Below are 20,787 nucleotides of genomic sequence, written 5' to 3'. Positions count from 1 at the left end.
GGCCGATCAGCCCTTGAAGTCGAAGTCGGCGCCCAGCTTGCGCAGCTTCGCGATGAAGTGCTCGTAGCCGCGGCTGATGATGCCGACGTTGCTGATCTTGGACTCGCCCTCGGCGGTCAGGGCCGCGATGAGGTGGCTGAAGCCGCCCCGCAGGTCGGGAACGCGGATGTCGGCACCGTGCAGGGCCGTCGGTCCGTTGATGACCGCGGCCTGCTCGAACTCGCGACGCGCGACGCGACGGTCGTGGTCGGGCAGTCCGTCCTTGTGCACCGTGATGTCGGCGCCCATGTCGTTGAGGGCCTCGGTGAACTGGAAGCGGTTCTCGTAGACCGTCTCGTGCACGACCGAGGTGCCCTGCGCCTGCGTCAGGGCGACGATGAGCGGCTGCTGCCAGTCGGTCATGAACCCGGGGTGGACGTCGGTCTCGACGACGACGGGCTTGAGCTCGCCACCGGGGTGGAAGAAGCGGATGCCGTCCTCGTGGACGTCGAAGTCGCCGCCGACCTTGCGGAAGACGTTGAGGAACGTCATCAGGTCTTTCTGGTCGGCGCCCTCGACGAAGATGTCGCCCTTGGTCGCGAGTGCGGCCGAGGCCCAGCTCGCGGCCTCGTTGCGGTCGTTGATCGCCCGGTGCGTGTAGCCGCGGAGCTTCTCGACGCCCTCGATGAAGATCACGCGGTTCGGCTCGACCGAGACGACGGCGCCCATCTTCTGCAGGATCGCGATGAGGTCCATGATCTCGGGCTCGATGGCGGCGTTGCGCAGCTCGGTGACGCCCTTGGCGAGGACCGCGGTCAGCAGCACCTGCTCGGTGGCCCCGACGCTCGGGTAGGGCAGCTCGATGTTGGCACCGGTGAGCCCGTCGGGCGCGGTGAGGTGGATGCCGTTGTACGACTTGTCGACGACGGCGCCGAAGGCGCGGAGGGCGTCGAGGTGGAAGTCGATGGGCCGGTCGCCGATGCGGCAGCCGCCGAGGTCGGGGATGAACGCCTCGCCCAGGCGGTGCAACAGCGGCCCGCAGAAGAGGATCGGGATGCGGCTCGACCCGGCGTGGGCGTCGATCTCGGCGAAGTGGGCGGACTCGACGTTGGACGGGTCGAGGATCATCTCGCCGCGGGCCGGGTCGGTGATGCGCACCCCGTGGACCGAGAGGAGGCCGCGGACGACGTTGACGTCGCTGATGTCGGGGACGTCCTTGAGGATGCTGGGGGTGTCTCCCAGGAGGGCGGCGACCATGGCCTTCGTGGCGAGGTTCTTGGCACCGCGCACCTCGATGCGACCGATCAGCGGTTTGCCGCCCCGGATGACGATCTCATCGGAGGTGAGCCCCACACGGGCACCTGCTGCTGCTGCGTCTTGGACGAGAGAGTTCACTTACTTCACCGGCAATGTCTTCGGGCGCCAGGCGGCGCGGCGGGATTCGAATTCTGTGATGGCCGCTTCGTCGCGGAGGGTCAGGCCGATGTCGTCGAGGCCTTCGAGGAGTCGCCACTTAGTGTAGGCATCGACTTCGAATCCGACGGTGAGGCTGCCGACCGTGGCGGTCTGCGCCACGAGGTCGACCGTGATCTCGACGCCCGGCTGCCGGTCGATCTCGGCCCAGATGCGCTCGACGTCGTCCTCGGCGACGGCCGCCGCGAGGAGCCCCTGTTTGCCGGAGTTGCCTCGGAAGATGTCGCCGAACCGCGAACTGATGATCACGTCGAAGCCGAAGTCGCGCAGCGCCCAGACGGCGTGCTCACGGCTCGAGCCGGTGCCGAAGTCGGGACCCGCGACGAGGACGCGCGCGCCCTGGAACTCGGGTCGGTTCAACACGAACTCGGGGTCGTTGCGCCACCCGAAGAAGAGGGCGTCCTCGAAGCCGGTCTTGGTGACCCGCTTGAGGAACTGAGCCGGGATGATCTGGTCGGTGTCGACGTTCGAGCGCTTCAGCGGCGCGGCGACACCAGTGACGGTGGTGAACTTCTGCATCAGCGGACCCCTGCCCGATCGGTGCCGTCGGCGAGGACGGGTTCGTCGGACGTGCGGACGGCCGTGGAGGCCGCCGCGTCGTCGTCGGCCTGGAGGTCCCACGGCGAGGACAGCGTCCCGCGCACCGCGGTGGCCGCGGCGACGAGGGGCGACACGAGGTGCGTCCGACCGCCCTTGCCCTGGCGACCCTCGAAGTTGCGGTTCGAGGTCGACGCACATCGCTCGCCCGGTGCGAGCTGGTCGGGGTTCATGCCCAGGCACATCGAGCACCCGGCGAAGCGCCACTCGGCACCGAAGGCGGTGAAGACCTCGTCGAGCCCCTCGGCCTCGGCCTCGAGGCGGACGCGAGCCGACCCCGGCACGACCATGACGCGCACGCCCTCGGCCTTGGTGCGCCCGCGGATGATCGACGCGAACGCACGGAGGTCTTCGATGCGGCTGTTGGTGCACGACCCCATGAACACCGCGTCGACCGGGATGGCCTTCATCGGCGTGCCTGCCTCGAGGGCCATGTACTCGAGCGCCCGCGTCGCCGCGGCCTTCTCGTTGGGGTCGACGACGGTCTCGGGGTCGGGCACGGAGTCGCTGAGCGACACGCCCTGGCCCGGGTTGGTGCCCCACGTGACGAAGGGCTCGAGCGTGTCGGCGTCGAGGAAGATCTCGGCGTCGAACACCGCGTCGTCGTCGGTCGGCAGGGTGTCCCAGTAGGCGATCGCCTCGTCCCAGTCGGCACCCGTGGGGGCGTGCGGACGACCCTGCAGGTAGTCGTACGTGATCTGGTCGGGAGCGACCATGCCGGCCCGGGCACCCGCCTCGATCGACATGTTGCAGATCGTCATGCGCCCCTCCATCGAGAGGGCGCGGATCGCGCTGCCGCGGTACTCGAGCACGTAGCCCTGGCCGCCGCCGGTGCCGATCTGCGCGATGACGGCGAGGATGATGTCCTTCGCGGTGACGCCGGGGCGCAGCGTGCCCTCGACGGTGACCGCCATCGTCTTGAACGGCTTCAGCGGCAGGGTCTGCGTCGCCATGACGTGCTCGACCTCGCTGGTGCCGATGCCGAAGGCCATGGCGCCGAAGGCCCCGTGGGTCGAGGTGTGCGAGTCGCCGCAGACGACGGTGATGCCCGGCATGGTCAGTCCGAGCTGCGGGCCGACGACGTGCACGATGCCCTGCTCGGCGTCGCCCAACGGGTGCAGGCGGACGCCGAACTCGGCCGTGTTGCGACGGAGCGTCTCGATCTGCGTGCGACTGGTGAGGTCGGCGATCGGCTTGTCGATCGCCAGGGTGGGTGTGTTGTGGTCCTCCGTGGCGATCGTCAGGTCGGTCCGACGCAGCGGCCGATCGGCCTGGCGCAGTCCGTCGAACGCCTGGGGGCTGGTGACCTCGTGCACGAGGTGGAGGTCGATGTAGAGAAGGTCGGGGGCGCCGTCTTCGCCCTTGACGACGACGTGGTCGTCCCACACTTTCTCGGCCAGCGTCCTACCCACGGGCACGCCCCTTCTCCTGTATCGACGGAAAGATGATCCGTGGAGTCTACGCCAGTGCCTCCGGCACGTTTCTCGACGGTCGTGGGGTGAACCCCGCCCCGAGGACGGCCATTCCCGGCGCACCCGGGGGCTGCGGCGAGCGCGTGGGACGAGGGCTCCGAATAGCATGACGACACCCGTCGGGCGGACGACGGCTGCGCTCGACGAGGAGGCCGACCATGAGCCACCCCGAGCGCGCACGCGACCACCCCGGGGAGGCGCGGGTCGTCGGTCGCTGGCACCGCGCCTCCCCGGGTCGTCGCGTCGCCGCCGTGCTCGGCGCCCTGGTCGTGGCGTCCACGCTCGTGGCCGCCGGGGCGGTCTCGGTGGCTCCGCACTACGGGGACGGCCGCCCGTGGACGGGGCTCGCGGTCGACGACCTCCGACGGTCGCCGGACGCGACCGGTTGGACGCTCGACCTCGCGGCGACGCTCGCCCCCGACGCCCCGCGGCGCTGCCTGAACTTCTGGACCTCCCCCGCGGTCGACGGACTCGTGGCGGTCGGCACCTCGGTCGACCTGGACTTCGGGGACGCCCTGGGGGCGCCGGCCTGCCGCTCGTACGCGTCCGAGGCGAGCACGAGCCTCGTCGGGCTGGTCGAGACGGCCACGGGCACGGTCCGCTGGGTGCACGACCTGGCCCGAGACGTCCCCGACACCGACGCCCTGAGCATCCCCGCGACGCAGGTCGTCCCCTCGGCCGGTCGCGTGCTGGTCCAGACGCAGACGACGGGGGCGACCGTGCTGGCCGCCCTCGACCTGCGCGACGGCTCGCTCGTCGAGTCGACCCGTGGCCGGCGCGACCTGCCCAGCGTGAGCGTCGACTCGCGGGGACCCCTGCAGTTGCGGACCTTCTCGGGCATCGCGGGGTCGGGCGATCGGTACCAACTCGTCGAGGCCTCGCGTCTGGCCGACCCGGTGTGGGAGGGCGGGGTCGACTCGGGCAGTTCTCCGGCGCTGCTGAACGACGGCGCCCTCGTGTCACGGGGCGGTGAGACCGTGTTCGTCGACGCCGCCACGGGCCGGGAACGTCCCTTCGCGGCCTCACCGGACGAGATCGCCGTGCCGCCCGTCGGCTCGCCCGTGACGACCGGGGAGGGGCGCCGCGTCGTCGCCTTCGGCATCGAGAGGACCAGGGCCGACGGCACCGTCGAGGCGCTCGACGAGGACGGGGAGGCCGTCTGGAGCCGACCCACCTCCGGGCGCCGCCTGGCCGTCACGCCGTCCTGCGTGGTCGTCGTCACCGACGGCGACACGGCCGCGGAATGCCTCGATCCCCGCGACGGCTCGGTCCGCTGGAGGACCGACCTCGGCGCCCCGTTCGCGGTCGAGGCCGTGCCGGGTCAGCGCGCGACCGACGTCTTCGTGGTCGTGCAGCGGTCGGGCGGGTCGCGCCTGCTCGCCCTCGACGGCGCCGACGGGCACACCCGCTTCAGCTCGTCCGTGGGGCTGCTCGACGACCTCGCGGCGGCGGGCCGGTCGGTGCTCTACCTGCAGACGGAGGACGGTCGCTCGTCGGGGCGGGACGTCGCGGCCCTCGACCTGGACGACGGTCGGCCGCTGTGGGCGACCTCGTCCTCGGGCACCGTGGTGTTCTGGGGCGGTCATCTCGTGCGCATCGACGACCAGGGGATCGCCCGACGACTCGTGGACACCGCCCGCGTCGGGGCGACGTCGTGAGGGCGGGACGTCGCCTCGCCGTGGTCTACGCCGCCGTGGTCCTGGCGGCGCTGGCGACCACGGTGCTGGTCGCGCCGACGCAGCCCGAGTACGGGTCGGACCCGCCGTGGCAGGGCATCGCCGTCGACGACCTCCGGCAGGAACCCGGCACCACCGGGTGGCGCGTCGACCTCCGTGCCGCTCTCGCCCCCGGGGCCCCCGCCGAGTGCCTCCGCTACCGGGCGACGCCCGTCGCGCAGGGGCTCGCACTCGTGAGCGCGGCCGGGGCCTGGACCTACGGATTCGCCAACGACGGCGACTGCGCCACCCCGACCCAGGGGGTCGGCACGCGCATCGGAGCGCTCGACGTCGACCGCGGCACCTTCCGCTGGGTGCACGACGTCGCCGACGACCTCGCCGGGCTCGGCCTGACCGGCCCGGCCCTCGTCTCGTCCGTGACGGCGGTGCACGAGGCGGGACTCGTGCTCGTCCGGGCGTCGGTCGACGGCGAGCAGGTGCTGATGACGTTGTCCGTCGAGACCGGGCGACCCGTCGAGGTGGTCGAGACCGGTTCGGCGGGTGACGGGGACCAGTTCCAGACCGTGGGGGCCGTCGTGGTGACCGGTCGGCAGCAGGGCGTCGGCGGCGTCTACCGCTACGACCTGCGCGACGCCCGCGACCTCGACCGCGTGACGTGGAGCGGACCCGCCTCGACCACGGGCGTCGCCCTCGCGCTGAGCGACCGGTTGGTCGTCGCGCGGGCCGACGGCTCGGTCCAGGTCGACCTCGCCACCGGTACCGAGCGCCCCTGGGCGGCACGGCTCGACCGCCTCATCGGCTACGTCGTCCACGACGACGTCGTCTACGCCCCCCGAGGAGGCGCGGCCACGGGACGAGGGGACGCCGGCTTCGTCGCGTTGACCGCCGACGGCGAGCGCCTCTGGAGCTCGGACCGGGACGTCCGGGGCGGCTACTCGGTGACGCGTTCCTGTCTCGCCGTCACCGACGTGCGCGCGCAGACGGTGACCTGCCTCGACCTCGCGACGGGAGACGTGCGGTGGACCGACCCGGCGTCGAGCTCGTCCGCCGTCGACGGCCTGCCCGGCCAGACCGACGACCGCGTCTTCGCGACGGCGACCGCCGCAGGCCCGGGGCCCGTGGTGGTCCGTGCGCTCGACGGCTCCAGCGGCTCGGCCGGCGCCCGCCTGTCGCTGCCCGACGGAGCCGTCCTCGCGGCGGCGGGCCGGACGGTCGGCTACGCCCTGGCCTACGGCACCTCGGGCGGGCGGTCGACCCTCGTCGCGTTCGACCTCTCGAGCGGGCGCGCCCTCTGGGAGCACGCCGCGGAGCTGCAGGTCTACGCCTGGGCGGGGCGGCTGGTGGACGTGGACGTCGAGGGGGTCGCGCGGGTGCTGGTCTCCCCCGAGCGCCTCGCCGTCCCGACGGGCTCCTCCGGGGGGTGACGCTTCGCCCGCTCCGTTCGAACACGTGTTCGAATCGGGCGTAGGGTGTCGGCATGAGCCTCCCCTTCACCGCCTCGCTGCTGGACGGCCTGTCCGACGGCCCCGACCTCGCGCCGCTCGTCGGGCGAGTCGACCACCTCGACCTCGGCGAGGGCGCCTGGCTGGACGTCGTCCCGGGCTGGGCGTCGAATTCCGACGCCCTGTTCGAACGTCTCGTGACCGACGTGCCGTGGCGAGCCGACCGCCGCCAGATGTACGACCGGGTGGTCGAGGTGCCCCGGCTCGTCTCCTCCTACGACGCGGGCGACGCGCTCCCCGATCCCGTGCTCGCCCAGGCTCGAGACGACCTCAACGCGTACTACGCGCTCGAGCGTGGCGCCCCCGTCGAGCAGCGCTTCGACCGGGCGGGGCTGTGTTTCTACCGGACGGGCGACGACAGCATCGCCTGGCACGGCGACCACGTGGGGCGCACGATCGACCGCGACACGATGGTGGGCATCCTCTCGCTCGGGGCACCACGCACGCTCGCGGTGCGGTCCCGCTCGACCGGCACGACCCGGCGGTTCCCGCTCGGCCACGGCGACCTGCTGGTGATGGGCGGCAGCTGCCAGCGGACCCACGAGCACGCCATCGCCAAGACCAAGAAGGCCGTCGGCCCACGCATCAGCGTGCAGTTCCGACCGGTGTGGCCCACCTAGCCCGCCCCTGACGGACCGGTCGGCCGCGCGGACCACGGGGCCGTCGCTCGTATGCTGTGCACACGATCGACGACGAGGTGGACGAGTATGCCGGCAACCCGTGACGACGTGGCGCGTCTGGCAGGCGTCTCGTCGAGCACCGTGTCGTACGCCATCAGCGGGCGACGGACCATCTCCGTCGCCACCCGCCGCCGGGTCGAGGCGGCGATGGCCGAGCTGAACTACACGCCCAACGCGTTCGCCCGGGGTCTCGCCGGCGCACGGGGCGGCATCCTCGCCCTGCATTACCCCTACGGACGCCGCGGCGTCACGTCGTCCGAGTTCGAGTACGTGGCGGCGGCCACCGACCGGGCGAGGGAGCGCGGCTACCACCTGCTGCTGTGGTCGAACCCCATCGACGACGTCGAAGGACTCGGCAGCCTCGTCAGCGAAGGCCTCGTCGACGGTGTGATCCTCATGGAGCTCACCGCGCGCGACGACCGCGTCGCCGTGCTGTCGCGGTCGCGCCTGCCGTTCACGAACATCGGTCGCCCCGACGACGTCGAGGGACTCTGGTTCGTCGACGCCGACTACGACTCGCTGGCCCGACAGGCCGTCGACCACCTCGCCGACCTCGGCCACCGACGCGTGTTCTTCCTGGGTCAGAGCATCCGGGCCCCCGAGCGCGGATCGGGTCCGCTCGACCGCACGACGAGGGCGTTGCGCGGCCCGGCCGACGAGCGGGGCCTGACGCTCGAGACGCACGCCGCCACCGACTCCGTCCCGGGCGGCCGCCGGGCCTTCGACGCGTTCGCCGCCTCGACGGCCCGCCCCACGGCCGTGCTGGCCTTCAACGAGATGGCCCTCGCCGGCTTCGTGCAGGCCGCCGCGGCGGCAGGCCGGTCCATCCCGGACGACCTCACGGTGGTCGCACTGAGCATCGGCGACCTCGCCGCCGAGATGACCTCGCCGCCGCTCACCACCGTCAACCCTCCCGGAGCCGACATCGCGGCCGCCGCGGTCGACGACCTCGTCGACCGCATCGAGGGTCGACGTCACGACGCCCCCCACGTCCTCGTCGCACCCCGTCTCGTCGTGCGGGGCACGTCGGCCGCCGCCCCGTCGGAGCGGACTCGGTAGCAGACGCGGTTGCGCGCCTCCTGCGAGTATGTGACACTCATCGTCGACGCGCGTCGACGACGACGTGCGGCGGACGATCACCCCGACAGCACGGGCCGTCCGCTCTTGCGACTCAATGAGGAGACACCAATGCGAGCATCCCTGCACCGCCGCTTCACGGGCCCCCTGGCCATCCTGGCGGCGTCGAGCTTCCTGTTGGCCGGATGCTCCGGCACGGCCGACCCCAACGACCCGAACGCCGGAGGCGCGGGTGCCGGTGACGTCGGAACCGCCGACGGCGTGGTCAACGTCTACGGCACGATCAACGGCGACGAGGCGACCCTGCTCGAGCAGTCGTGGGCCGACTGGGAGAAGGCCAACGACATCGAGATCAAGTACACGGGCGACAAGGAGTTCGAGAAGCAGATCGGCATCAAGGTGCAGGGTGGCGACACCCCCGATCTCGCGATCTTCCCCCAGCCCGGCCTGCTGGCCGACACGGTCGCCTCGGGCAAGGTGCAAGAACTGCCCGCCGACGCCCTGGCCAACGTCAAGGAGGGCTGGTCCGAGGACTGGCAGAAGTACGGTCAGGTCGACGGCAAGCAGTACGGGGCCCCGTTGATGGCGAGCGTCAAGGGCTACGTCTGGTACTCCCCCGCCAAGTTCGAGGAGTGGGGCGTCGAGGTCCCGAAGACCTACGACGAACTCGTCGCCCTGTCCAAGACCATCCAGGAGAAGACCGGCGGCCCGTCGTGGTGCGCCGGCTTCAACTCGGGCGAGGCCAGCGGCTGGCCCGGCACCGACTGGGTCGAGGACCTCGTCCTGCGCGAGGCCGGACCTGACGCCTACGACTCGTGGGTCGCGGGAGACACCGAGTTCACCGACCCCGAGATCAAGGCCGCGTTCGACTCGGTCGGCGACATCCTGCTCGACCCGACCCTCGTCAACGCCGGCTACGGCGACGTGAAGTCGATCAACTCGACGGCCTTCGGAGACGTCGCGACCAACGTGGCGAACGGCAGCTGCGCCCTGACCCACCAGGCCTCGTTCTTCGAGGGCTTCCTGACGGCGGCGAACAACGCCAGCGGACAGCCGGCGACGGTCGCCGAGGACGGCGACGTCTGGGCCTTCCTCACCCCGCCCATGAAGGAAGGCGACCCCGCAGCCGTCACCGGCGGTGGCGAGTTCGTCGCGGCGTTCTCGAACGACGACGACACCGCCAAGGTGCAGGCCTACCTCGCCAGCGCCGACTGGGCGAACAGCCGCGTCTCGCTCGGCGGAGTCATCTCGGCCAACAAGGGACTCGACCCCGAGAACGCCGGTAGCGACCTGCTGAAGGGCGCCGTCGAGATCCTGCAGGGCACCGACACCACCTTCCGCTTCGACGGTTCCGACCTGATGCCCAAGTCGGTCGGCTCCGACAGCTTCTGGAAGGGCATGGTCGACTGGATCGACGGCACCGACACCGACACGGTGCTCGACGAGATCCAGGCCGGCTACACCTCGTAACACCCGCGCCACAGGGGCCACCGCACGTCGGTGGCCCCTGACCCCGCGCCCGCTCGCCGCCCCGCTCGCCGCTCCGAGCGGCGGCGGCGACGGGCCGCGTCCTGCTCGGACCCGAACGTGAAAGGACAGAGATGTCCAGTTTCTTCCAGTGGCTGGCGGGAATCCCGCCCCTGGCGCAGATCCCCTTGATCCTCATCGCCTTCACCGCCCTCGTGGCCGTGGTGCTCGTCTTCGTCGAGTTCGCCCCCCGCCGAGGCACGCAGTACACGATCATCCGACTGGCCGTCTGCGTGGTCGTCCCGGTCGTCGTGCTGCTGGCGTTCGGCCTCTACAACTCGGTCATCTGGGTCGCCGCCGTCGCGGCCGTCCTGGGAGGCGGACTGTTCCTGCTCGACTACCGCTCGAAACGCGGTGCCGGCTACTCGCTGCAGCTGATCGCCTTCATGACCCCGGCCGTGTTCTTCCTCGTCATCGGCCTGATCTACCCGACCATCACGACCGCCGGCCAGGCCTTCATGAAGAACGACGGATCGGGCTTCGCCGGGCTCGACAACTTCGTCTGGGTGTTCACGAGCCCCGACGGCCTGACCGCCTTCGGCAACACCCTCGTCTGGGTGCTGCTCGCACCGATCACGGCGACCGCGATCGGCCTCGCCTACGCCGTCTTCATCGACAAGAGCCGGGGCGAGAAGTTCCTCAAGCTGCTCGTGTTCATGCCGATGGCCATCTCGTTCGTCGGCGCCTCGATCATCTTCAAGTTCTTCTACGACATCCGCCAGGGAGAACAGATCGGCCTGCTCAACGGCATCCTCGTCGCCTTCGGCGGCCAGCCCGTCGACTGGCTGGGGCTCGAACCGTGGAACACGCTGCTGCTCGTGATCGTGCTGATCTGGACCCAGGCCGGATTCGCCATGACCGTGTTGTCGGCAGCGATCAAAGGCGTCCCCGCCGAGCAACTCGAGGCGGCGTCGCTCGACGGCACCAACGGGTTCCAGGCGTTCCGGCACATCACGGTCCCCGGCATCCGAACGACCATCATCGTCGTGCTGACGACCATCTCGATCGCCTCGCTGAAGGTCTACGACATCGTCTCGGCCATGACCGGCGGACGCAACGACACGACGATCCTCGCGTTCGAGATGGTCCGGCAGTTCCAGCTCGGCAGCCGTACCGGCTACAGCTCGGCGCTGGCGGTCATCCTCTTCGTGCTCGTGCTGCCGATCGTCATCTACAACGCCCGCCAGATCCAGAAGCAGAGGGAGATCCGATGACTGCCACACCCACCCCCGTCGGGGTCGCCGTCGGCTCGGGCACCGAGAGACAGCTCAAGCGAGGAATCGCGAAGATCGAGACCTCGAGCGGCAAGCTGAAGAAGGGCACGACCAGCCGCGGCGCCACCATCGCCGCGTTGATCATCGCCGTGATCTGGACCCTGCCCACGGCCGGGCTGTTCATCTCGTCGTTCCGGCCCGCGAACGACATCAAGACCACCGGCTGGTGGACCGTCTTCGCCAACCCGGGGTTCACGCTCGACAACTACGTGAACGCCCTCAACTCGGGCGACAGCCTCACGCTCGGGAAGGCGTTCCTGAACTCGCTGGTGATCACGTTGCCGGCGGCGCTGATCCCGATCACGATCGCCAGTCTCGCTGCGTACGCGTTCGCCTGGATCGACTTCAAGGGACGCAACACGATGTTCGTCCTGGTGTTCGCCCTGCAGATCGTCCCGATCCAGATGGCTCTCGTGCCGCTGCTGCGACTGTTCTCGGACGGTCTGCGCATCGGCGGTCTGTACATCCTGCCGGGGCTCGGGGTGAACGGTCTCGACGGTTCGTTCGCGAAGGTCTGGATCGCCCACACGATCTTCGCCCTGCCGCTGGCCATCTTCATGCTGCACAACTTCATCTCGGAGATCCCGGCCGAGGTCATCGAGGCCGCCCGCATGGACGGCGCCGGTCACGGGCAGGTGTTCTTCCGCATCGTGCTGCCGCTGTCGATGCCCGCGATCGCCTCGTTCGGCATCTTCCAGTTCTTGTGGGTCTGGAACGACCTCCTCGTGGCCACGGTCTTCACGTCCGGTCAGGGCTTGCCGATCACCAAGGCGCTGCAGGACCTCTCGGGGTCGTACGGCCAGTCGTGGGAGCTGCTCACGGCCGGGGCGTTCATCTCGATCATCGTGCCGCTCATCGTGTTCTTCGCCCTGCAGCGGTTCTTCGTCCGCGGCCTGCTGGCCGGCGCCACGAAGGGCTGAACCCGGTCGCAGCACGAGAGACCGCCGTGCGATCGCCCGGCGGTCTCTCGTCATGTCGTCCGGTCTTGCGCCGGACCGTGCCGGGTCGGACCGTGCCGGGTCGGACCGTGCCGGGTCGGACCGTGCCGGGTCAGACCATGCGGGGCCGTGCCGTGTCGGACCGTGTACCGGAAACGAAGAAACCGCCAGGCGAGAGCCTGGCGGTTTCATATCGGTGCTGGTGACCCCAACGGGATTCGAACCCGTGTTACCGCCGTGAGAGGGCGACGTACTAGGCCGCTATACGATGGGGCCGTATTTGCAACTCGTCGAGTATGCCACACCGCGCGAGCCCGTCACAAATCGAGGCACCGGCGCGTCGAGATCGAGCCAGCTGACGCGCGTACAGTCGCTGTCATGCGCCTCACGAAGCTCGAACACGCCTGCCTGATCCTCGAGAAGGACGGGCGCAAGCTCGTCGTCGACCCCGGGTCGTTCACGGCTCCCCTCATCGACCTGCACGACGTCGACGCCGTCGTGGTCACCCACGAGCACGCCGACCACTGGACGCCCGACCAGCTGACCCACCTGCTCGCCACGAACCCCGGGGTGACGGTCTACGGCCCCGTGGGCGTGGCCACGGCCGCCGGGGGCTTCGACGTGCACGTGGTCGGCGACGGAGACACGGTCGAGGTCGGCCCCTTCACGCTGGCGTTCCACGGCTCGCGCCACGCGGTCATCCACGAAAGCATCCCGGTCGTCGACAACGTCGGCGTGCTCGTCGACGGATCGCTGTTCTACCCGGGTGACCAGTTCACGGTCCCGCCGGTGCCGGTCGACGTCCTCGCGACGCCCGTCGGGGCGCCCTGGCTCAAGGTGGCCGAGGTGATCGACTACGTCGCGGCGGTCGCGCCCCGACTGGCCTTCCCCACCCACGAGCAGACCCTCTCCGGCCCCGGGCTCGCCATGCACTTCGACCGCATGAAGGCGTCCGCGCAGTCGATCGGTGGCGACGCCGTGAAGCTCGAGGCGCACGAGTCGATCGACCTCTAGCCCCGCCCGCGAGGGGCACTCCCCCGACGACGAACCGCCCCCCTCCGGCGTGACCGGATGAGGGGCGGTTCGTCGTCGGCCGCCGTGGCTACAGCGTGACGTCGATCTCGCGCAGCGTCTTCGCGTCGATGGCCACGCGCACCTTCTCGACGAGTTCGTCGGGCGCGGGGCTGTCGATGGTCAGGACGCTCAGGGCCTGACCACCGGCGCTCTGCCGGGCGATCTGCATGCCCGCGATGTTGATGCCGGCGTCACCGAACTCGCGACCGTAGACCGCCACGATGCCGGGGCGATCGGTGTAGACCATCACGAGGTGGTGGGCCGCGAGGGGGACCTCGACGTCGTAGCCGTTGATCTCGACGATCTTCTCGACCTGCTTCGTGCCGGTCAGGGTGCCCGAGACCGAGATCTGCGAGCCGTCGCTGAGCGAGCCACGCAGCGTGATGACGTTGCGGTACTCGTCGCTGGTCGGGTCGGTGAGCAGACGCACGGTGATGCCGCGCTGCTCGGCCAGCAACGGGGCGTTCACGTAGCTCACCGACTCGCTGACGATGTTCGTGAAGATGCCCTTCAGGGCCGCCAGCTTCAACACGCTGACGTCGTACTCGACCAGGTCGCCGCGCACCTCGACGTCGACGCTCGTCAACGGGCTGTCGGCGAGGCCGGAGAACACCTGACCGATCTTCTCGACCAGGGGGATGCCGGGTCGCACGTAGGGGTCGATGACGCCGCCGGCCACGTTGACCGCGTCGGGGACGAGCTCGCCGCCGAGTGCGAGCCGCACCGAGCGGGCCACCGAGACGCCGGCCTTCTCCTGCGCCTCGTCCGTCGAGGCACCGAGGTGCGGGGTCACCACGACGTTCTCGAGACCCAGCAGCTTCTGGTCGACCGGGGGCTCCTTCACGAACACGTCGAGTCCGGCACCGGCGATCTCGCCGGTGGTCAGGGCCTCGTACAGGCCGTCCTCGTCGATGAGGCCGCCGCGTGCGACGTTGACGACGAAGGCCGACTTCTTCATCGCCTTCATCTGCTCGAGGCCGATCATGCCGGTCGTCTCGGGGGTCTTGGGCATGTGGATCGTCACGAAGTCGCTCGTGGCGAGCAGCTCGTCGAGCGACAGCAGCGTGACCCCGAGCTGCTGGGCGCGGGCCGGAGTGACGTAGGGGTCGTAGGCGACGACGTTCACGCCGAAGGCCTGCAGGCGCGCGGTGATGAGGGCGCCGATGCGGCCGAGGCCGACGATGCCGACCGTCTTCTCGTAGAGTTCGACGCCGGTGTACTTCGACCGCTTCCACTGCCCCTGGGCCAGGGCGGAGTGCGCTGCCGGGATGTGACGCGCGAGGCTGAGGATGTGACCGACCGTCAGCTCGGCGGCGGAGATGATGTTCGACGTCGGTGCGTTGACGACCATGACGCCGGCCGTGGTGGCCGCCTTGATGTCGACGTTGTCGAGCCCGACGCCGGCGCGAGCGACGACCTTGAGCGACGGGGCGGCGGCGATGGCCTCGGCGTCGACCTGCGTCGCCGACCGCACGAGGATCGCGTCGGCGTCGCCTAGGGCGGCCAGCAGTGCGGGGCGGTCGGTGCCGTCCACCGATCGCACGTCGAAGTCGGGCCCGAGGGCGTCGACGGTTGCGGGTGACAGTTCTTCTGCGATCAACACGACGGGCTTGGCCACGGGGCGGACGTCCTTCTCTGGGTGATGTTCGGTGAGGGGCCGCGACGCGCCGTGGGCGCGGCTGATGACGACTCTATCGACTCGCGCGGATCGTTACGTCCGCATGACGACGTCCCCGGTGGGCGGCGTCACGGACGCGGCCCGCGCCTCCTGGGCTCGCTCAGACGGTCGTGACGTAGGCCGTCAGGGTCAGCGACACGGCCGCCACGAGACCCAGGGCCGCGAACAGCGCCAGCGTGAACTTCCACAGTTCACGACGGCGCCCCACCACGATCGCCCCGACGAAGGCCAGCGGCGGCACGACGACACCCACGATGAGCGGCACCCACGGGGGTGAGACCACCAGGCCGTCGAGGCCGTTCTCACGGTAGAACTCGTTGTTCTGCGTGAAGACCTGCGGCACGAGCACGAGGTTCGAGATGGCCTCGAACAGGTCGAACGCGAAGAAGACGGCGAAGACGATCGCCACGGCGAGGTAGAAGAAGAAGGAGGCGCGGCCCGGTTCGCTCGCGTCGCCGGCCGTCACCGAGACGGCATCGTGCTCGTGGCCGTCGACGTGGCCGTCGACGTGGTCGTGGTCGTGGTCGCTCATGCGGAGCCTCCCGTCACGAGGGGCCAGGGGGCCACGAGGAGCGCACCGAGGGCCATCCATGCGAGGCGACGGCCCGTGCGATCGACGGGCACGAGGACGATGACCGCCACGAACCACGCGATCGGGGCCACCACGGCGAACAGTTCGCCGAGGTTCCACATGAGCGACGAGATCGCATCGGTGAACGGGTTGGTGAAGTCGCCCACGGCGACGATCCAGCCCGCGGCCCAGAGGAGGAACACGCCGCCGAGGACGCCGTGGACCACGAGCGACGCCGAACTCATCACCGCAGGGCCGTCGTCGACGTCGTCCTCGTCTTCTGCCTCCGGGTCGTCGGACTCGTCGACGGGCTCATCGCCTGCACCGTCCGACCGCCGGGTACGACGCGGACGACCCGTCGGCGCAGGGCCCTCGACGTGGCTGCTGTCGGCCTCGTCACCCCAGGTCAGGGCGTCGTCGGCGTCGCCGCCGGTCGGCACCCGCGGGTCGGCTGGCGTCATGCGGTGAGCTTGGACGAGACCGCCGCGAGCAACGCGGGGAACAGCGGGTGGTCGTCCTGGACACCGGTCAGCGTGCGCGTCAGCTCGTCGGCGGCGAGGCCCGAGCTCAGCAGCGACTGCAGCTCGACGCTCTCGACGTCGTCGGGCACGGAGAAGTCGAGGGCGGCACGCACGGCGCGGACGAGTGCGTCGTAGGGCAGTCCACGTTCGGCGGCCTGGGCCGCGGGACCGACGAACCGCTCGTGGCGGCTGAGCTTGCGGAGGGGGTTGCGGCCGACGCGTTCGGTCGTGTCGGGGAGGTGCGGGTTGGCGATGCGGACGAGGTTCTTCTCGATGTAGGACTGCTGCTCGTCGGCGTCGAGCTCGTGCTTGGCCACGAGCAGGCCCTTCGTCTCGGCGAGGACGCCGCGGACCTCGGCCATGACCTCGGCGTCGTCCAGGGCCTCACGGATGCTCGTGAGCCCCTTGCGGAACCCGTGGTAAGCGGCCGCGGCGTGGGCGGTGTTGACCGTGAAGAGCTTGCGCTCGATGAAGGGCTCGAGGTCGGCGACCCAGGTGACACCCTCGATGTCGGGGCGGTGCTCGCCGAACGGCGTGCTCTCGACGACCCATTCGAAGAACGACTCGATGGTGACGTCGAGCGTGCCGCCGGCCTGCTCGGGCACGATCCGGTCGATGGCACAGTTCGCGAAGACGGCGTTCTCGGCCGGATCGTGCTCGCGCACCGCGGCCGCCAGCGAGTCGGTGGCGTTGATGGCGTTCTCGCACGCGATGACGGAGAGCGGCGCCCGATCGGCGGACCGCTGGGCCAGCCCCTTGGCGATGACCGGTGCGACGAACGGCAGGATGCGGGCACCGACCGCGGTGGTCACGACGTCGGCGGTCGCGATCTCGGCGACGAGGGCCGCCTCGTCGGTGCGGCTGTTGATGGCGCGATAACCGTCGACGACGGTCGTACGGCTGTCCTCACCGACCTCGTGCACCTCGAACGACGACTGCGACTGCAGCGCCCCGATCAGGTCGTCGTTCACGTCGGCGAAGACGACCTCGTAACCACTCGCGTGGAGGAACTGGGCGACGAAGCCCCGACCGATGTTGCCGGCGCCGAAGTGCACGGCCTTCTTGCTGTGAGCCATGCCATAGATCATGCCACGACGTCACCGCGCCGGCGGACGGCGAGAGGGCCCCGCACCGGGTGGTGCGGGGCCCTCTCGGGTGGTTCCGGTGCTGCGTCGAGGTCAGCGCGCAGCGCTGCCGTCGACGTAGTCGGAGTCCTGCTGCTTCCAGGCGAACAGGGCACGCAACTCTTGGCCGGTGGCCTCGATCGGGTGCTCCTCGCCCTTCTTGCGGAGCTCCGTGAACTCGGGCGCGCCGGCGTCCTGGTCCTCGATGAAGCGCTTCGCGAAGGCGCCCGACTGGATGTCGGCGAGCACGGCCTTCATGTTGTCCTTGACGTCGGGGGTGATGACGCGGGGGCCCGAGACGTAGTCGCCGTACTCGGCCGTGTCGGAGACGCTCCAGCGCTGCTTGGCCAGGCCGCCCTCCCAGATCAGGTCGACGATCAGCTTGAGCTCGTGCAGCACCTCGAAGTAGGCGATCTGCGGCTGGTAGCCGGCCTCGGTCAGGGTCTCGAAGCCGTACTGGATCAGCTGCGAGGTCCCGCCGCAGAGCACGGCCTGCTCGCCGAAGAGGTCGGTCTCGGTCTCTTCGGTGAAGGTGGTCTTGATGCCGCCGGCACGCAGGCCGCCGATGCCCTTGGAGTACGACCAGGCGAGATCCCACGCGGCGCCGGAGGCGTCCTTCTCGACGGCGACGATGACGGGCACGCCGCGGCCGGCCTCGAACTCGCGACGGACGGTGTGGCCGGGGCCCTTGGGGGCGACGAGGACCACGTCGACGCCCTCGGGCGCCTCGATGTAGCCGAACCGGATGTTGAAGCCGTGGCCGAAGACGAGGGCCTTGCCGTCGGCGAGGTTCGGCGCGATGTCGTCGGCGTACACGTGACGCTGGACCTGGTCGGGCGCGAGGATCACGATGACGTCGCCCCAGGCCGAGGCCTCGGCGGGCGTCTGCACCGTGAAGCCGGCCTCCTCGGCCTTGGCGCGGCTCTTCGAGCCCTCCTTGAGGCCGACGACGACCTCGACGCCGGAGTCGCGGAGGTTCAGCGCGTGGGCGTGGCCCTGCGAGCCGTAGCCGATGACGGCGACCTTCTTGCCCTGGATGATCGACAGGTCGGCGTCGTTGTCGTAGACGATTTCAGTCACGGTGTGGTTCTCCTTGGGTGGTGACGGTGGGGTGTCGGGGCGAGGAGGCGCGGTGCGCGACCCCCCGCGGGTTCAGTTCTTGAAGACGCGGTCGGTGATCGACTTCGCGCCGCGGCCGATGGCCAACAGGCCCGACTGCGAGATCTCCTTGATGCCGTAGGGCTCGAGCACGCGGAGCAGCGCCGTCGTCTTGCCGGTGTCGCCCGTGACCTCGATGACGAGGGCGTCGGTCGACACGTCGACCACCGAGGCGCGGAAGAGGGTGACGGCCTCGAGCACCTGCGAGCGGGTCGTGTTGTCGACGCGCACCTTGATCAGCAGGTGCTCGCGCTGCACGGACTGCGAGTAGTCCAGCTCGACGATCTTGATCACGTTGATGAGCTTGTTCAGCTGCTTGGTGACCTGCTCGAGCGGCAGTTCTTCGACGTCGACGACGACCGTGATGCGGCTCAGCCCCTCGACCTCGCTCTTGCCGACGGCGAGGCTCTCGATGTTGAAGCCGCGCCGGGCGAAGAGGCCGGCGACACGGGTCAGCAGACCCGGCTTGTCTTCGACGAGCAGGGACAGGACGTGGCTCATGCGTGTTCTCCGGTCATGTCGCCGTCGCGGGTGGTGTCGGAGGCGCTCGTGCCCGGCGCCTCGTCGTCCCACTCGGGAGCGAGGGCGCGGGCGTGCTGGATCTCGGAGTTCGAGACCCCCTGCGGCACCATCGGCCAGACCATCGCGTCGCGGCTGACGACGAAGTCGATGACGACCGGGCGGTCGTTGGTCGCGAGGGCGAGCTCGATGGCCGCGTCGACCTCGTCCTCGGTGCGGACCCGGATGCCCAGGGCGCCGTAGGCGTCGGCGAGCTTGACGAAGTCCGGCACCATGCGCGTCTCGTGACCCGTGTTGAGGTCGGTGAACGAGTGGCGCCCCTCGTAGAAGAGGGTCTGCCACTGCCGCACCATGCCGAGCGACGAGTTGTTGATGATCGCGACCTTGATCGGGATGTCGTTGATGACGCAGGTGGCCAACTCCTGGTTGGTCATCTGGAAGCAGCCGTCGCCGTCGATCGCCCACACCACGCGGTCGGGCTGGGCGACCTTGGCCCCCATGGCGGCCGGGACCGAATAGCCCATCGTGCCCGCGCCTCCGGAGTTGAGCCAGGCGTGCGGGCGCTCGTACTCGATGAACTGGGCCGCCCACATCTGGTGCTGGCCGACGCCTGAGGCGTAGATCGCCTCGGGGCCGGAGAGCTGCCCGATGCGCTGGATGATCGCCTGGGGTGACAGCAGGCCGTCGTCGGGCTGGGTGTAGCCGAGCGGGAACTGTTCGCGAAGACCCTCGAGGTGCTCCCACCACGCCGCGATGTCGGGCTTGACCCCACCCGTGACCTCGGCGAACGCGCTCGTGAGGTCGGGGATGACGACCTTGGCGTCACCCACGATGGGCACGTCGGCGATGCGGATCTTCGAGATCTCGGCGGGGTCGATGTCGACGTGGACGACCTTGGCACCGGGCGCGAACAGCTCGGCCTTGCCGGTCACCCGGTCGTCGAAGCGCGCGCCGAGGGCGATGATGAGGTCGCTCTCCTGGAGTCCCAGCACGGCCGGCACCGTGCCGTGCATGCCGGGCATCCCGAGGTGTTGCGGGTGGGTGTCGGGGAACGCACCGCGGGCCATCAGGGTGGTGACGACGGGAGCCCCGGTGAGCTCGACGAGGGCCTTGAGCTCGGCCGACGCCCCGGCGCGGATCACGCCGCCGCCGACGTAGAAGACGGGTTGCTTGGCGTCGGCGATCATCTGGGCCGCGGCGGTGATCTGCTTGCCGTGCGCCCTCGTCACCGGTCGGTAGCCCGGCAGGTCGACGACGGGCGGCCAGATGAAGGGTGCGCTGTTCTGCTGCGCGTCCTTCGTGATGTCGACGAGCACCGGGCCGGGACGCCCCGTGCTCGCGATCTGGTACGCGGCGGCGAGCGTCGCCGGGATGTCCTCGGGCTTGGTCACCAGGAACGAGTGCTTCGTGATCGGCATCGTGATGCCGACGATGTCGGCCTCCTGGAAGGCGTCGGTGCCCATGAGGGTCGAGAAGACCTGCCCGGTGATGGCCAGCAGCGGCATGCTGTCCATGTAGGCGTCCGCGATCGCCGTGACGAGGTTCGTCGCGCCGGGGCCGGACGTCGCGATCGCGACGCCGACGCGACCGGACGCGGCGGCGTAGCCCTCGGCGGCGTGCCCGGCGCCCTGCTCGTGGCGGACCAGGATGTGTCGGATCGCCGTCGAGGCCATCAACTCGTCGTAGAACGGGATGATGGCTCCGCCGGGCAACCCGAAGACGTCGGTCACGCCCAGGTGCTCGAGCGACTTGAGGATGGCGCCCGACCCGGTCAGCACGGGAGGCGCGGTCGGCGCCCCGACGGACGCGCCGGCGCTCGGCCGGGCCGTCCGTGTCGCGGTGCCGGGCGTGGGGGTGGACTCTGCAGGCATCAGTGCCGGTTCCCTGTTCGTGGTCGGTGATCGATGGTGACGGTGCGGGACGCGGCCGTGCACGGGGTGCGACGTC

At 70.2% G+C, this 20,787-nt stretch carries 18 protein-coding genes and 1 tRNA gene; 8 read left to right on the top strand and 11 right to left on the bottom strand.

The window, feature by feature from the left end; genetic code table 11:
- Positions 1–6: 6 nt before the first annotated feature.
- From murA to leuC, 3 genes are read right to left on the bottom strand one after another with little or no spacing between them, the layout of a single operon-like run.
- A complete protein-coding gene (gene murA, locus IFT79_RS05895) occupies positions 7–1,374 on the bottom strand; it encodes a UDP-N-acetylglucosamine 1-carboxyvinyltransferase (protein WP_043593953.1) in 1,368 nt (455 codons plus the stop codon).
- Positions 1,375–1,971 carry a 3-isopropylmalate dehydratase small subunit gene (leuD, locus tag IFT79_RS05890; protein ID WP_056046227.1) on the bottom strand — a complete coding sequence of 199 codons (597 nt, stop codon included), beginning with the start codon at positions 1,969–1,971 and terminating at the stop codon, positions 1,375–1,377. It lies immediately after the preceding gene.
- Positions 1,971–3,461: a 3-isopropylmalate dehydratase large subunit gene (gene leuC, locus IFT79_RS05885; RefSeq protein WP_056046229.1), complete on the bottom strand. Its 1,491-nt coding sequence runs from the start codon at positions 3,459–3,461 to the stop codon at positions 1,971–1,973. Before leuC ends, leuD begins: the two co-directional genes overlap by 1 nt.
- Before the next feature lie 218 nt (positions 3,462–3,679).
- Between leuC and IFT79_RS05880 the strand changes: the two genes are divergently transcribed.
- The 7 genes from IFT79_RS05880 to IFT79_RS05850 all read left to right on the top strand — a co-directional run bounded on the left by IFT79_RS05880 (position 3,680) and on the right by IFT79_RS05850 (position 12,177).
- A complete protein-coding gene (locus IFT79_RS05880) occupies positions 3,680–5,179 on the top strand; it encodes an outer membrane protein assembly factor BamB family protein (RefSeq protein WP_159826251.1) in 1,500 nt (499 codons plus the stop codon).
- Complete coding sequence (locus IFT79_RS05875; RefSeq protein ID WP_192123245.1) at positions 5,176–6,621, top strand: PQQ-binding-like beta-propeller repeat protein; 1,446 nt, start codon at positions 5,176–5,178, stop codon at positions 6,619–6,621. Before IFT79_RS05880 ends, IFT79_RS05875 begins: the two co-directional genes overlap by 4 nt.
- Before the next feature lie 53 nt (positions 6,622–6,674).
- Positions 6,675–7,319, top strand: a complete 645-nt coding sequence (locus IFT79_RS05870; protein ID WP_056046233.1) for an alpha-ketoglutarate-dependent dioxygenase AlkB — start codon at positions 6,675–6,677, stop codon at positions 7,317–7,319.
- Between the two features lie 87 nt (positions 7,320–7,406).
- On the top strand, positions 7,407–8,438 hold the full coding sequence (locus tag IFT79_RS05865; RefSeq protein ID WP_056046235.1) for a LacI family DNA-binding transcriptional regulator: 1,032 nt from the start codon (positions 7,407–7,409) through the stop codon (positions 8,436–8,438).
- Positions 8,439–8,567: 129 nt separating this feature from the next.
- Positions 8,568–9,926 carry an ABC transporter substrate-binding protein gene (locus IFT79_RS05860; RefSeq protein ID WP_056046236.1) on the top strand — a complete coding sequence of 453 codons (1,359 nt, stop codon included), beginning with the start codon at positions 8,568–8,570 and terminating at the stop codon, positions 9,924–9,926.
- 131 nt (positions 9,927–10,057) lie between these two features.
- Entirely contained in the window at positions 10,058–11,197 is a 1,140-nt protein-coding gene (locus IFT79_RS05855; RefSeq protein ID WP_056046238.1) for a carbohydrate ABC transporter permease, read from the top strand.
- Positions 11,194–12,177 (top strand): carbohydrate ABC transporter permease, encoded by a 984-nt coding sequence (locus IFT79_RS05850; RefSeq protein ID WP_043593968.1) that lies wholly within the window; start codon positions 11,194–11,196, stop codon positions 12,175–12,177. Before IFT79_RS05855 ends, IFT79_RS05850 begins: the two co-directional genes overlap by 4 nt.
- 218 nt (positions 12,178–12,395) lie before the next feature.
- On the opposite strand, the gene IFT79_RS05845 is transcribed toward IFT79_RS05850, so the two are convergent.
- Positions 12,396–12,471: transfer RNA gene (locus IFT79_RS05845), tRNA-Glu, on the bottom strand.
- 102 nt (positions 12,472–12,573) lie between these two features.
- On the opposite strand from IFT79_RS05845, the gene IFT79_RS05840 reads away from it, so the two are divergent.
- Positions 12,574–13,209 carry an MBL fold metallo-hydrolase gene (locus tag IFT79_RS05840; protein ID WP_123570369.1) on the top strand — a complete coding sequence of 212 codons (636 nt, stop codon included), beginning with the start codon at positions 12,574–12,576 and terminating at the stop codon, positions 13,207–13,209.
- 88 nt (positions 13,210–13,297) lie between these two features.
- On the opposite strand, the gene serA is transcribed toward IFT79_RS05840, so the two are convergent.
- The 7 genes from serA to IFT79_RS05805 all read right to left on the bottom strand — a co-directional run bounded on the left by serA (position 13,298) and on the right by IFT79_RS05805 (position 20,711).
- Positions 13,298–14,887, bottom strand: a complete 1,590-nt coding sequence (gene serA, locus IFT79_RS05835; protein ID WP_192123243.1) for a phosphoglycerate dehydrogenase — start codon at positions 14,885–14,887, stop codon at positions 13,298–13,300.
- A gap of 160 nt (positions 14,888–15,047) precedes the next feature.
- On the bottom strand, positions 15,048–15,479 hold the full coding sequence (locus IFT79_RS05830; protein WP_192123241.1) for a hypothetical protein: 432 nt from the start codon (positions 15,477–15,479) through the stop codon (positions 15,048–15,050).
- Complete coding sequence (locus tag IFT79_RS05825) at positions 15,476–15,979, bottom strand: hypothetical protein (protein ID WP_192123239.1); 504 nt, start codon at positions 15,977–15,979, stop codon at positions 15,476–15,478. The genes IFT79_RS05830 and IFT79_RS05825 overlap by 4 nt, the downstream gene beginning before the upstream one ends.
- Complete coding sequence (locus tag IFT79_RS05820) at positions 15,976–17,115, bottom strand: mannitol-1-phosphate 5-dehydrogenase (protein ID WP_123570815.1); 1,140 nt, start codon at positions 17,113–17,115, stop codon at positions 15,976–15,978. The genes IFT79_RS05825 and IFT79_RS05820 overlap by 4 nt, the downstream gene beginning before the upstream one ends.
- Before the next feature lie 102 nt (positions 17,116–17,217).
- On the bottom strand, positions 17,218–18,243 hold the full coding sequence (gene ilvC, locus IFT79_RS05815; RefSeq protein ID WP_056046250.1) for a ketol-acid reductoisomerase: 1,026 nt from the start codon (positions 18,241–18,243) through the stop codon (positions 17,218–17,220).
- Positions 18,244–18,315: 72 nt separating this feature from the next.
- Positions 18,316–18,822, bottom strand: a complete 507-nt coding sequence (ilvN, locus tag IFT79_RS05810; protein WP_043593980.1) for an acetolactate synthase small subunit — start codon at positions 18,820–18,822, stop codon at positions 18,316–18,318.
- Positions 18,819–20,711 carry an acetolactate synthase large subunit gene (locus IFT79_RS05805; RefSeq protein ID WP_082460282.1) on the bottom strand — a complete coding sequence of 631 codons (1,893 nt, stop codon included), beginning with the start codon at positions 20,709–20,711 and terminating at the stop codon, positions 18,819–18,821. The genes ilvN and IFT79_RS05805 overlap by 4 nt, the downstream gene beginning before the upstream one ends.
- Positions 20,712–20,787 lie beyond the last annotated feature (76 nt).

This window comes from Frigoribacterium sp. CFBP 8759 (genome assembly GCF_014841655.1).
Lineage (GTDB): Bacteria > Actinomycetota > Actinomycetes > Actinomycetales > Microbacteriaceae > Frigoribacterium.
Note: the sequence above shows the minus strand (reverse complement) of the source record. Positions and strands in the feature narration are given on the sequence as shown.